This is a genomic window from Bacteroides mediterraneensis, from assembly GCF_016900355.1.
In the GTDB taxonomy this organism is placed as follows: Bacteria; Bacteroidota; Bacteroidia; order Bacteroidales; family Bacteroidaceae; genus Phocaeicola.
Genome location: NZ_JACJKA010000040.1, coordinates 1 through 13,630, shown reverse-complemented (window position 1 = coordinate 13,630; position 13,630 = coordinate 1). Strand labels below are relative to the sequence as shown.

The window sequence follows — 13,630 nt, the reverse complement described above, 5'->3', positions numbered from 1 at the left end:
TAAAGAACGATTCAGATGCCATAAATTCGGTTTCGAAGATATGGTGATTCTTATTGCTTGTGGATTACACAACTTCAGAATCACGCACAAAATGAGTCATATAATAAATTAATCTATATAAAGTCTATTCTACCAATAAATAATTATCTGATATTCCTAAACATTACCATGACCCCCATCGTATATTTTTTAAGGAGTTAACAATTTTACATGCAGGGATTCCGTATTTTCTACATTCTATATATACCATATAAAAAAGAAATAACTAAAAAAATCATTATGAAAACTCTATCATTTATTCACAAAGGCTTCATGATTCTGATGGCTGTATGCCTTTCTATGGGTGTTCAGTCTTGCAAGAATGACGATGACACCTTCTATCTTTCACATTATTATGCCAACGCACTTGTTACCGTTAAACTAAGTGCCGACAATACGCCGTACCTGCAACTGGATGACAGCACCACCCTGCGTCCGGTCAACATGACCACTTCTCCCTTTGGGGAGAAAGAAGTAAGAGCCCTGACTAACTTCGACTTCTCTGACGAAGCCACCCAAGGCTATGACAAAGCGGTATTCGTCAACTGGATTGACAGTATCCTGACCAAGCCCATGGCAGCCAATCTGGGAGAAACAGCCAACATGCAGACTTACGGTAACGACCCGGTGGAAATTCTCAACGACTGGATAACGATTGCAGAAGACGGATATCTGACACTTCGATTCGCCACCCGATGGGGAAACGGACAACCGCATTTCGTGAACCTGATCAGTACACAAAATCCAGAAAACCCGTATGAAGTGGAATTCCGACACAATGCCTTTGGCGACCTCAACGGGAGAATGGGAGATGGACTGGTTGCATTCAAACTGAATGAACTGCCCGATACCCAAGGAAAGACAGTCAAACTTACCTTGAAATGGAACTCCTTCAGCGGAGAGAAATCGGCCCAGTTCAATTATTGCACCCGAGAAGCAACCAATCCGCAAGCTACGGAAATAACCTCCATCCGTTATATTGAGAAAGTCAAATAATATGTATATAAAAATCCTCCTGGTTTAGCCTCAAGTCATTCAACTAACTAAACCCAGGAGGATTTCCTACTTTAAACTTCAATCAACTATATTCTTAACGCTGAGATCTTCCCATTCAAGAAGTTTTCACTCACAGAACGTTTCCATTATCCGATAACCCACTTGCTTCCAGGTATCAGACTGATTAGTTTGGTCGTAACCACACAACTTACAAAACACAATATAGCGATGCAAGGAATAGTCAAGTAAATCGGAAGAACTGGATCTGCCGGTCCTTCGGGCATGAAGAGAGGAGCAATATTGGAAAGAAACAGTATATGCATCAGATACATGCCGAAACTTAACTTCGAGATGCCTGTAATCCAGCCAGGGGCTTTCTGTTTTTCGATACAGGTAAACAACAAAAATGCTCCAAAAGTAGCCAACAACACATTAGGCGTACAAAATTCCCACGACCATTCATAGCTGGGAGTTTGCATGACAACACCTGGAACTCCCGCATACCAAGCTGACCATGCAGTGAATGCTGCTCCAATTACAAACAAACTTATACCTATTCTCAAACGCTTCCCCCTATTCCACTTCAAATGCACACGAATATAGTGGGCCATCACCAAATAACCCAAGTAGCCCGAGCAATAATAAAGCATGCCAAAATAAGGATTCCAGAAACAGGTTCCCCACAAATCTGCACTTACAAACCGGGTAAGCCAAGGAACCAGGGTAGAGACCAGGAAGAAACAAAGAAACAACCGTTCATCTTTGGCCGAAGCCCGTTCCAGCCACGGAGAGACAATAGGAATAATAAGGTAAAGTGAGATAAGCGGATACATAAACCACAGATGCCCAGCCAGGGAAGGGAAAGTAAATGGCAAAAGCTTGAAATCATGCCAAGCCTGCTCCCAGGTGGTCTGTCCCCATACCAAAGGCAGGAAACAATACACCCACATGAAAAATATCAGGGGTGGAATAATGCGTTTGAATCTACGTTTGTAGAAATCACCCATGGACATACCAGACTTGACGGGTACCAGCAGGAAAGCACTGACTACCATAAACAAAGGAACACTGATACGTCCCAACCCACCATCATAAAAGGCTACCCAGAAACGGTTACTCTCATTAGCCAACATGGTGGTATCGGCTGAGACACAATAGAAATTCTCACTGGCATGTACCAGCATCACCAGAAAACAAGCAATTACACGGATGTAATCAATAAAGACAATTCTATTTGAATCACTCATATTTATGTAAAACTTAATCCGACTTTAGTTTCCTATTTCACCAAGAACATTGCACAAAATCCCTCATGCGCCTCGTCTTTTCTTGCAAATTTAAGAATAAAAAACACTTCTCAAAAAAACGCAAGTACATTCGAAGCAATGGGAAACAGCCAAAAAATCACCTGTAAACCGCTTTTTTCAGACCAAAGACAGGAATATTCAATAAAAAGACTTACTTTTGCAAAAGTTGCCCTTGTAGTTCAACGGATAGAATAGAAGTTTCCTAAACTTTTGATTCGGGTTCGATTCCCGACGAGGGTACAAAAAAATAAGCCGCTCTTCCCGAAAGAAAAGCGGCTTATTTTTTTGCCTGCAGCAAGTAACGGATTACTTACGAAGACCAAGTTCCTTGACAATGTTACGATATCTTTCGATATCACGGCTCTTCAGGTAGTTCAGCAAAGAACGACGCTTACCTACCAAAGTTGTCAAAGCTCTTTCAGTGCTATAATCTTTTCTGTTGAGCTTCATGTGCTCAGTCAGGTGAGAAATACGGTATGAAAACAATGCTATCTGCGCTTCAGGTGAGCCAGTATCAGTGTTAGACTTTCCGTACTTTCCAAAGATTTCTTGTTTTTTAGCTGCGTCTAAATACATAATTTGACTGTTTATTAAAATGTATAAATTTGATTTGCGGTTGCAAAGATAGACATAATCTTTTAAACGACAATTCTTTTCACGCTTTTTTTCACAAACAAATTCAAGAAGAAGTCAATCCTTCCGTTCGTTGGCACGTTCAATGAATGTAGCCAATGTAATCGGATCGGCCTGTTCAAAACGCATTTTACGTGTCTGACATTTTTGGCAGGAACAGCTCCTGCACTTGGCCTGCTCAAAAACAGTACAAGGATCCAAGTGTATCGTCAGTTGAATCCAGTCGGCATATTTCTGTTCCAGAATCTGCTTCAAACGGGTTCCTTCCCGGTGTCCCTCTTCAATGGTATAGAACCAAGGAAGCGTCAAATCACAATCCATATACAGATAGCTTCCATATTTGATGACTTTCGCATTGTGAATATCTATCCAGTCGGGCGAACGCTTCTCATTCAGTTCCTGAGCAATCTCGTTCAGCAAAGCCTCATCCGCCTTGTCCAGCAGATTCGCAATCGTCTTGCGCAAGATAGAAATTCCCGTCACAATGATAATTCCTCCAAACAAAAAAGCTAACACACTATCAATCCAGGCTATTTTCGTGAAATAAAGCAACAGCAACCCCGCCACCAGTCCGATGGTAGAATACGTATCCGACTGCAGATGCTTCCCCCCTGCAATCAAAGCCATTGAATTATACCGCTTCCCGATATGCACACTATACCATCCCATCAGATAATTAATCAGTCCGGAAAACGCCACGATGTAAATACCCACATCCAGTTTCCGTATCCCGACTGGGAAAAACAAATGATACACTCCTTCATACACTATCAGTATCCCGGCAAACGTAATCAGAATACCTTCAATGGACGCTGAAACCTGCTCCATTTTCCCATGCCCGAAAGGATGGCTCTTGTCTTTGGGCTGTGCCGACCAATGCAAACTGTAAAGGCTCACCACTCCTGCTACAACATTGACAATACTTTCCATTGCATCCGTTAAGATTCCTACAGAATTCGTCAGCCAGTAAGCGGCAAACTTCCCTATCAGTATCAAAGAAGAAATCAGAACAATTCTTTTTTGTACTCTTTGCTTAAGCTGTTCCTCGTTCATACCTTCTCTATTTTTAAAACGGGCAGCAAAGTTAATGAGTTCCTGTAAAAAGTATTCAGACAATCGCTGATTCTTTCTCTTATTCTTTATTATTAACAATGATTTTTTCGAAGAAAAATCGTACCTTTGCGCACAAATTATAGGTATAGTATGCAAGACATTAGAAACATTGCCATTATTGCCCACGTTGACCACGGTAAAACTACCCTCGTGGACAAAATGATGTTGGCGGGACATCTGTTCCGCAACGACCAGACCAACGGTGAACTGGTGTTGGATAACAACGACCTGGAACGTGAAAGAGGTATAACTATTCTTTCCAAGAACGTTTCCATCAATTACAATGGTACAAAAATCAATATTATTGATACTCCGGGACACGCCGACTTCGGTGGAGAAGTAGAACGTGTCTTGAACATGGCCGACGGATGTATTCTGCTGGTAGACGCCTTCGAAGGTCCGATGCCACAGACCCGCTTCGTACTGCAGAAAGCTCTTCAAATCGGGCTGAAGCCGATTGTGGTGGTCAACAAAGTAGATAAGCCAAACTGCCGTCCGGAAGAAGTATACGAAATGGTATTCGACCTGATGTTCAGCCTCAACGCCACAGAAGACCAGCTGGACTTCCCTGTACTCTATGGTTCAGCCAAGAACAACTGGATGGGTGAAGACTGGAATACTCCAACCGGAACCATCACTCCGCTGCTGGATGCCATCGTAAAATATATCCCGGCTCCCCAACAGTTGGAAGGAACTCCGCAGATGCTGATCACATCACTTGATTATTCTTCATATACTGGTCGTATTGCCGTAGGCCGTGTACACCGCGGAACCATCAGCGAAGGCATGAACATTACACTTACCAAACGCGACGGCACGATGGTTAAATCAAAAATCAAGGAAGTACATACCTTCGAAGGTCTGGGACGTAAGAAAGTACAGTCTGTTTCTTCAGGCGATATCTGTGCCATTGTAGGTGTAGAAGGCTTCGAAATCGGTGATACGATCTGCGATTACGACAACCCAGAACCGCTGCCTCCTATCGCTATCGACGAGCCGACTATGAGTATGTTGTTTACCATCAACGATTCTCCGTTCTTCGGTAAGGAAGGTAAGTACGTAACTTCTCGCCACATCCACGACCGTCTGATGAAAGAGCTCGACAAGAACCTGGCATTGCGCGTACGCAAGACAGAAAACGAAGATGGTAAATGGATCGTTTCCGGACGTGGTGTGCTGCACTTGTCTGTATTGATTGAAACCATGCGTCGTGAAGGCTACGAACTTCAGGTAGGACAGCCGCAGGTTATCTTCAAAGAAATAGATGGTGTAAAATGTGAACCGATTGAAGATTTGACCATCAGCGTACCCGAAGAGTTCGCCAGCAAGATGATTGATATGGTTACCCGCCGTAAAGGTGAAATGGTGTCCATGGAAACACAGGGCGACCGTGTAAACATCGAATTCGATATGCCATCACGCGGTATCATCGGTTTGCGTACCAACGTGCTGACTGCTTCTCAGGGAGAAGCCATCATGGCTCACCGCTTCAAGGAATACCAGCCGTACAAGGGAGAAATTCCTCGCCGTACCAACGGCTCCATGATTGCCATGGAATCAGGAACTGCCTTTGCTTACGCCATCGACAAGCTGCAAGACCGCGGTAAGTTCTTCATCTATCCGCAGGAGGAAGTTTATGCCGGACAGGTAGTCGGTGAACACGTTCACGAAAATGACTTGGTAGTCAATGTCACCAAATCAAAGAAGCTGACCAACATGCGTGCTTCAGGTTCTGATGACAAGGCCCGTATCATTCCGCCGGTCATCTTCTCACTGGAAGAAGCACTGGAATACATCAAGGAAGATGAATACGTAGAAGTAACTCCGAAGAGCATGCGTATGCGTAAGATCATTCTGGATGAAACGGAACGCAAGCGTGCCAACAAGAACGCGTAAGCATACATTATCATTGATATAAAATACTAAGAGTGGAGAACTTGTAACCAAATAAATTTAACAGGTTCTCCACTTCTTGGTTTTATATCACGTGAAATCACCCTATAATATACCTATACAAATGAAAGCAGACTCAAAAACATTATTTTTTATTCTAACAGGAATCTGTATTCTTGTCCTACTGCCTTTCCTTGGGATGACATTCTTCCACACAAAAGGAGAACCGAGAGAAGCCGTGGTCGCATTATCCATGATTCAGTACGATAACTGGATCTTACCCATCAACAATGGAGTAGATATCCCTTATAAACCCCCGTTCTTTCATTGGTGCATCGCAATCTTTTCCACACTCACAGGGCATGTAAGCGAATACACTTCCAGACTACCGTCTGCTATAGCTCTAATTGCAATGATTTTAACCTGCTACCGCTTTTATGCTCCGCGAAGTGGAAAGGAAATTGCTTTTCTAACAGGCCTCATCACACTGACCAATTTTGAGATTCATCGTGCCGGCATAAACTGTAGAGTAGACATGGTATTAACTGCATTTATCGTTCTCACTTTATTTCGTTTTTATCAGTGGTACGAACACAAACAAAAAGGAATACCTTGGTTAGCTATACTGTTTATGAGTGGTGCCACGCTTACCAAAGGCCCCGTCGGCATCATCCTTCCTTGCTTCGTCACAGGAGTATTTCTTTTAATAAAAGGAGCCAAGATCTGGCGTACAGTCTTCTCACTCATGGGATTTGCCCTACTCGCATGTATTCTTCCCTCTTTATGGTATATCGCCGCCTACCAAATAGGAGGTGATACATTCCTGTCATTGGCCATGGAAGAAAATTTTGGACGTTTCATGGGGAAAATGTCTTACGCAAGTCATGAGAACCCATGGTATTATAATGTCATTACCGTATTAGCCGGCTTCACCCCCTATACACTGCTGGCTTTATTTTCATTGTTTTTTCTTCCATATGGAAAGCTTAAAACAATTAATTTTCCTCACCGCTGGCAACACATTCTCACCCGAATCAGGCAGACAGATGACGTACGTTTATTCTCCTTCCTGAGCTTCTTCCTGATTTTCATATTTTACTGCATTCCCAAAAGCAAACGGAGCGTCTATTTAATGCCTATCTATCCATTTATCGCATATTTCCTGTCTTATTATATCCTTTGGCTCATCAAAAAAGCACCAAAGGCATTGACCGTTTTCAGATACACTCTCAGTATCATCAGTCTCCTTCTGCTTTGCACATTTGCAGCAGTCAAAATAGGATGGATACCCGACTCCATCTTCCAGGGCAAACATGCAGCAGAAAACATTGCTTACATGAATGCACTTAAAGATCTACCTATAGATTTCCTGACGAGCATACTCCTCATCCTGTCATTCCTCTCCGCAATCGGCAGCCTCACTTATTCCCGACTGAGAAATATATATGGAAGCCTTGCAATTATCATCTCTTTGTTCCTTTCACTCGACGGAGTTTATCAGCCCGCCGTCTTAAATACAAAGTCTGACAAGACCATTGCAGAAGAAATCAAGAAAATCATTCCAGAAGGTAAGATTTATTCGTATATTTCTACTGACATGATGCACTTCTTCACAATCAATTTCTATAACAATGACCGGATTGGAGAATTCAACCAGCCCGGAATGCCAGCCACAGGCTACTTACTGGTTGGAGAAAACGATTTCAAGATACTGGAAGAAAAATATGGTACGCAATATAAATTTATCGACATATTCAACAGCCATAAGAGAAGCTGCGACACAAAAGATATAGTACATCTATATACATTTGAAACCATCGCACGATAAAGACAATAAAAAGGCTTCCCTATTTTCTTCCCCCAAAATTGAGGAAGCCTTTTACTATTATACATTATCAAAACAGGTTAACTTCCTTCTCAATAAAATACCGAGGACGACGTTTCACCTCTTTATAAAGCTTACCAACGTATTCTCCAATGATACCTATACTCGTAAGAATACACCCTCCTATAAACCAAATTGAAACTAACAAAGAAGTCCATCCTTGTATGGCTTTCCCATCCATATAAATAATCACCCCGTAAATAATTACAGCAAGTGAAACCAAGATAAATAGTATTCCGAGTACTACAATATAGCGCAAAGGTTTCACAGAGAAAGAGGTTATCCCATCCAATGCAAAACTCAACATCTTGCTAAAAGGATATTTAGATTCTCCGGCAAAACGTTCCTGACGGTCATAATACACTACAGAGGAAGGAAATCCCAATGAGCATACCAAACCACGCAAGAAAAGATTGCGCTCTGGGAAACTCATCAAAGCCTGTAAGGCACGCTGGCTCATCAACCGAAAATCGGCATGATTATACACAATATCACCTCCTAAGAATTGCATGAAGCGATAAAAGAATAATGCCGTATACTTTTTGAAGAGTGTATCCTTATTCCTTTCCCTACGAACCCCATACACAATATCCATGCCTTGATGATAGCCATCTACCATGGAAATAATAGCCCGTACATCATCCTGTAAATCTGCATCAATAGATACAATCGCATCAGCATGCACTGCAGCCCACTCCATACCGGCCCATAGAGCTTGCTGATGTCCTACATTATGAGCCAGCTTCAATCCTGAGATTTCCGGATATTCTGTAGACAACGACTCTATCAGCGACCAAGTTTTATCTCTACTTCCATCGTCCACATACAATATCCTGCCAGCCGTAATTTTCCTTCCCAGCCGTAATTCTTCTATAATAGCGTGCAATTGCCGGCTCGTTTCAGGTAAAACTTCCTCCTCATTATAACAAGGTACAACAATAACCAGATTCATAATAGATTATCTCTTAGACTTAAAAACAAAACGGACCAATAAAAAATTGGCAGGAATAGCTATACAAAAGACAGGAACGGGAGCCCATGCATTCGATATTCCCATCCATAAAAACAGATTAAGCAAACATATATGCAACAAATAATTGATTCCATGAGCCACCCCCATACCACACATTTTCATCCATGAAGGTTTCACTCGGAATGTAAAACAAGAAGTCAAATAAAAATTCAATAAAAAAGAAATTACATAACCTACGGTATAAGCGATATTCACTTCCACATATTGCTGCATAAATAAATAGATTCCATAATGTAACAACGTGGCAATACCGCCAACCAGTCCAAAACGAACCACTTCATGCATCCATTTCTGCTTCATATCTACCCTCTTAGTCCAAGCAAAGATAAAACGAATTATTGGTAAATCCATAAAAAGAGAGTATCTTTATCCCAGCAAAACCTAAACCTAAACGAATATTTAATTAATCACTTTTATTCAACTAAAAAAATATCTCATATGATTGTCAATTGCGTAGTTGTAACCTATAACAGAATAGAGTTATTAAAAGAAAATATAACCGCCTTAAAACAACAAACATATCCTTTACATAAAATATTTATTATAGATAATTGTTCCACCGACAACACGCCAGATTATCTTGCCCAACTGAACGACCCACAAATTCAAAACATACGCATGACAAAGAATATAGGAGGCGCCGGCGGTTTTAATGAAGGAATCAAACAGGCCGTTCTTTCCGGATGTGAATATGTATGGGTCATGGATGACGACACCATTCCTACCCCCCAGGCTTTAGAAGAACTGGTCAAAGGATTTTCCATATCCCCACAAACAGGATTCGTTTGCAGCAAAGTGATTTGGACAGACGGAAGTCTGCATAAAATGAACAAACCAGGCCTTGTACACCCCATACAAAAAATTACAAATCCAGATAATCCATCCATCTGTGGAATGTCTTGCACGAATTGCACTTTTGTGTCCGTCATGTTCGATGTTAAAGCCATTTACCAGGTAGGATTACCTCTTAAAGAATTCTTTATCTGGCACGATGATATTGAATACACCGACCGAATGATTAAGGCTGGTTATAAAGGATATTACATTGAAAAAAGTGTGGTTGTTCATAAAACGGGAAAGAACTATGCTCCACATATTGAAGATACACCTCAAAAAGACTTATGGAAATTTTATTACCAAGCCCGGAATACCACCTTTATGGCGCGGAAAAATAAGCCCAACAGGCTGCTATTCTATCTCTCTATTCTCAACAAATATCGTAGATATATGCGCAAAATCAGAAAAATAAAAGACAAAGAATGCCGCGCATTTATCAAAAAAGAAATAAAAAGAGGATGTCAAGACGGCTTAAAGTTCAATCCGAAGATTGAATACATTAAGCCACAATAAACCCATCTATTCCCATCCCTGATCCGTCATGCGAAAATACTTCTCAAGAACAAGGAGAGAAATCAACTTTTCTCTCTTTTTATTCTTGAACTGGGACACATACTCATGGGCATGACGAATAATATCTTCTGCCTCAGCCGGATGTGCAATATAATAATTTACACGCTCCAACAAATCTGAGAAATCAGGCTTTATCTCAATATAATGATAATTAGGTTTCAACGTCCCTTCCATAAACCAAGTTTCACAAGTGGGACGCGGCATCACTGCTATTGAATTAGAAGACATGACCCACTTTAGATTACTTGCGACATCATTACCCTCCAAAGCCATTATAAATTTATAATCTAAATGCTCTGTAATCGTTTTTTTCTCCGTCCTCCATTCTATTGGATCAGTCGTATTTTTACTGACATCTCCTAAATCACACATGGGATGTCCAAAATACATCTGCATAAACTTCCGGCGGGAATCCTTACCTTTTACTTTTCCACGAAAAATAATCTTATCCTGCTTTTCAGTGAAATTCTTCTTATCATGTACAAAAATGAAGTGACGTACTTTGTCTAATTTCATAAGAATTGAATTCTCATTATGGTCTACCAAAGGTCGACTTTTCACAATGGAAGGATAAGAAGGCACATGGATAATATCTCCTGGCAGAAATCCCCATCTCAAATGCTGAGGGAACCATCTCGTATATTCATAGGTATCAAAATAATAAACCTTAGGACTTTTCATCTTGTGCGTAGCAAGGGGCTTTGCATCCAAAGGTAAAGTCACAGGATGAGAGAGTTGATTATAATAATCCACCCTCCATCTGATATATTCTTCATCTTTTCGCCCTGCCAACGAGGCCAGTTCCTTTTTCAACCGCCAACGAAACAAAAACTTAGGCTCCAACTGACGAAGGTAATTTACTACATAATAAACAAATTTAGGTTTCTTTCCACTTCTGAGTTTATAAACCAACGTATTCTTCATAATCTAAATGCATTTAAAAGCAGACTGGAGTGCCGTATTCACATAATATCCTTGAGCCAGTCTTGCACTTATTACTTGCACGTTTCTCTTCATATTACAATAATCATCCACGCTCATCTCACTCAAGACTTGATTTAATTCAGCCAATGAGGAAAGACAAAGTCCCACCTGATGTTTTTTCACAAAAGGAGCCAACGCTGCTTTATCCCAAATAATCACAGGAGAATTACAACGCAAATACAAGGACATCTTGTGGGGAGCATTATATTGCAGATATTCTCCCAAGGGTCCATGTCCCCCTTCCAGTTCCGGTCCATACCAAACCAATCCAAAGTGCCCTTCTGCCGTTTGAATCAACTCGTCAGAAGTCACAAAGCCTTTATCCTCCACCGCAGCACCCTCTAAATACTCTTTATCCAATCCGCTTCCATACAACACAATCTTAAATACACGGTCTGGCAGCTTCGCCAGTTTGTAAAGGAAAGCATTATGCTTAGGAGAAAGTACACCAGCAAACATTACTTTATACTCATTCTCCTGCGGTAATATATCGGAAGGTTTACTATCCGATAAATAATCAAAAATCTCAAGTACAACTACAGGTCTTTCCAAGTGTTGGGCCTCAAGCCAGTTTTTCATTGACTCACTATGAGCAATAATCACATCAGAATGACGCAGACGGTGTATTTCTTGACTCACAGTAAGGCGCTTGCTACGGAAACTACCCAAATCATGGATAATAGTCACCACCTTGGCTCCTTTCCAGTGAGCTACCCGACAGACAAAAGTAAAATATTTCTTCAACGGATATTGTAAAACCAGTCTATCTCCTTTCTTCAATGAAAAGCATGCTTTCAACACGCTTGCCAATGTAACAAAGAAAGCCAGTATCGTATTCGTATAACGTGTTTGAGGAAAGCCGACATTCACGTACCCATTCTGCTTCATAACCTGCTCAATGTCGGTCTTTGCCTTATTTCCAGCCCCATTCACGCCTTTATAGTTACGCGACAAATAACAATTTCTCATACCTTTTCATCGATTATATTCATTCTTCCATGCCTTCAACGCAGCAGCTACCGTATCGTCCATATCCGCATATGCATACAATCCTAAGCGTCCGCCAAACAATACATTCTCACATTGAGCAGCCAACTCCCGATACTGACGATACATCGCCCCATTACGCGTATCATTTACGGGATAATAAGGTTCTTTACCCGGTTCATAAGAATCCGGATATTCATAAGTAATTACGGTATGGGGCTGCTTTCCGTATTCGAAATGTTTATGTTCAATCACACGGGTATAAGGGATCTCGCGTGCCGTATAATTCACCACTGCATTCCCCTGAAAATCATCTATTTCCAGTCTTTTCTCTTCAAAACGCAGGCTACGGTACTCCAAATGACCGCATTGATAATCAAAGAATTCATCGATACAACCCGTAAACAAGATTCGATCGGCAACCTCTTGCCAATGGCTCCGGTTCTTCAGAAAATCTGTATCCAATTGCACCTCAATTCCTTCTAATAAGGCATCAATCAACGCATTATATCCACCTTCAGGTATTCCCTGATAACGGTCATTGAAATAATTGTTATCATACACAAAGCGAAAAGGTACACGACGAATGATAAATGCAGGAAGTTCCTTTGCAGAACGTCCCCACTGTTTTTCTGTATAACCTTTTATCAGATATTCATACACATCTTTTCCACATAATTTCAAAGCCTGTTCTTCCAGATTAGCTGGCGTTACAATATGGCTGTATGCGGCACATTGTTCTTTTAGTTTTTCTCTGGCCTCTGCCGGAGTCACCACCCCCCATAGCTGATGAAAAGTGTTCATATTAAACGGAAGATTATAAAGCTTATCATGGAAACGAGCTAAGGGAGAATTTATAAAACCATTGAACGGGACCAATGCATTTACATAATCCCATACCTCCTTATTGTCCGTATGAAAAATATGAGCCCCATATTTATGAACATGAATTCCATCCACATCCTCACAATATAGGTTCCCTCCTTTATGGCTACGCTTATCTATCACCAGACATTTTTTCCCTACCAATGTCGCTTCACGAGCAAAAACTGCGCCAAACAATCCGGCTCCTACAATCAAATAGTCGTACTTTCTCATCACGTTCCAATAATATTGATTCCTACTTATGCTTTTCGCAAAGCTACATAAAAAGTACGAATTAACAGTTTTCTTTTAGATGTTTAGTACGGATACTACACATAAAAAGGCAGATGTTTATACCAAAATCACTACTGTCCCGTAAAAGTGGATAAATAGTTCTTTGAAATTATTGAAATATAGTCAATTACACGGTCTTTTGAAATGAAACGGACTTGATTTTGCAACTTTGCAGTCTAATACAAATGGCTG

The 13,630-nt window shown here is 41.0% G+C and carries 12 protein-coding genes and 1 tRNA gene; 5 read left to right on the top strand and 8 right to left on the bottom strand.

Annotation, left to right across the window (positions count from 1 at the left end):
* The first annotated feature begins 279 nt into the window (after nucleotides 1–279).
* Nucleotides 280–1,035 (top strand): NigD-like protein, encoded by a 756-nt coding sequence (locus tag H6A28_RS14385; protein ID WP_204475569.1) that lies wholly within the window; start codon nucleotides 280–282, stop codon nucleotides 1,033–1,035.
* A gap of 146 nt (nucleotides 1,036–1,181) precedes the next feature.
* Here H6A28_RS14385 and H6A28_RS14380 read toward each other — a convergent pair whose 3' ends face one another.
* Complete coding sequence (locus tag H6A28_RS14380; protein WP_204475570.1) at nucleotides 1,182–2,282, bottom strand: acyltransferase; 1,101 nt, start codon at nucleotides 2,280–2,282, stop codon at nucleotides 1,182–1,184.
* Between the two features lie 228 nt (nucleotides 2,283–2,510).
* On the opposite strand from H6A28_RS14380, the gene H6A28_RS14375 reads away from it, so the two are divergent.
* Nucleotides 2,511–2,582, top strand: a tRNA-Arg gene (locus H6A28_RS14375).
* A gap of 66 nt (nucleotides 2,583–2,648) precedes the next feature.
* On the opposite strand, the gene rpsO is transcribed toward H6A28_RS14375, so the two are convergent.
* Both rpsO and H6A28_RS14365 read right to left on the bottom strand, forming a co-directional pair.
* Complete coding sequence (gene rpsO / locus H6A28_RS14370; RefSeq protein ID WP_072541391.1) at nucleotides 2,649–2,918, bottom strand: 30S ribosomal protein S15; 270 nt, start codon at nucleotides 2,916–2,918, stop codon at nucleotides 2,649–2,651.
* A gap of 114 nt (nucleotides 2,919–3,032) precedes the next feature.
* Nucleotides 3,033–4,028, bottom strand: a complete 996-nt coding sequence (locus H6A28_RS14365; protein ID WP_204480943.1) for a cation diffusion facilitator family transporter — start codon at nucleotides 4,026–4,028, stop codon at nucleotides 3,033–3,035.
* A 150-nt stretch (nucleotides 4,029–4,178) separates the two neighbouring features.
* Here H6A28_RS14365 and typA point away from each other — a divergent pair, with 150 nt between their 5' ends.
* Nucleotides 4,179–5,984 (top strand): translational GTPase TypA, encoded by a 1,806-nt coding sequence (gene typA, locus H6A28_RS14360; RefSeq protein WP_204480938.1) that lies wholly within the window; start codon nucleotides 4,179–4,181, stop codon nucleotides 5,982–5,984.
* Nucleotides 5,985–6,105: 121 nt separating this feature from the next.
* Nucleotides 6,106–7,809, top strand: coding sequence for an ArnT family glycosyltransferase (locus H6A28_RS14355; RefSeq protein WP_204480934.1), 1,704 nt, complete (start codon nucleotides 6,106–6,108; stop codon nucleotides 7,807–7,809).
* A 67-nt stretch (nucleotides 7,810–7,876) separates the two neighbouring features.
* Here the strand turns inward: H6A28_RS14355 and H6A28_RS14350 are convergent, their stop codons facing one another.
* Nucleotides 7,877–8,818 carry a glycosyltransferase family 2 protein gene (locus H6A28_RS14350; protein WP_204480933.1) on the bottom strand — a complete coding sequence of 314 codons (942 nt, stop codon included), beginning with the start codon at nucleotides 8,816–8,818 and terminating at the stop codon, nucleotides 7,877–7,879.
* A 6-nt stretch (nucleotides 8,819–8,824) separates the two neighbouring features.
* On the bottom strand, nucleotides 8,825–9,199 hold the full coding sequence (locus H6A28_RS14345; protein WP_204480931.1) for a GtrA family protein: 375 nt from the start codon (nucleotides 9,197–9,199) through the stop codon (nucleotides 8,825–8,827).
* Nucleotides 9,200–9,337: 138 nt separating this feature from the next.
* Between H6A28_RS14345 and H6A28_RS14340 the strand changes: the two genes are divergently transcribed.
* Nucleotides 9,338–10,249: a glycosyltransferase gene (locus H6A28_RS14340; RefSeq protein ID WP_204480929.1), complete on the top strand. Its 912-nt coding sequence runs from the start codon at nucleotides 9,338–9,340 to the stop codon at nucleotides 10,247–10,249.
* Between the two features lie 6 nt (nucleotides 10,250–10,255).
* Here the strand turns inward: H6A28_RS14340 and H6A28_RS14335 are convergent, their stop codons facing one another.
* From H6A28_RS14335 to glf, 3 genes are read right to left on the bottom strand one after another with little or no spacing between them, the layout of a single operon-like run.
* Entirely contained in the window at nucleotides 10,256–11,233 is a 978-nt protein-coding gene (locus H6A28_RS14335; RefSeq protein ID WP_204475576.1) for a glycosyl transferase family 90, read from the bottom strand.
* A 3-nt stretch (nucleotides 11,234–11,236) separates the two neighbouring features.
* Nucleotides 11,237–12,262, bottom strand: coding sequence for a galactofuranosyltransferase (locus H6A28_RS14330; RefSeq protein ID WP_204475577.1), 1,026 nt, complete (start codon nucleotides 12,260–12,262; stop codon nucleotides 11,237–11,239).
* Between the two features lie 6 nt (nucleotides 12,263–12,268).
* Nucleotides 12,269–13,378 (bottom strand): UDP-galactopyranose mutase, encoded by a 1,110-nt coding sequence (gene glf, locus H6A28_RS14325; protein WP_204480928.1) that lies wholly within the window; start codon nucleotides 13,376–13,378, stop codon nucleotides 12,269–12,271.
* Nucleotides 13,379–13,630: the final 252 nt, after the last annotated feature.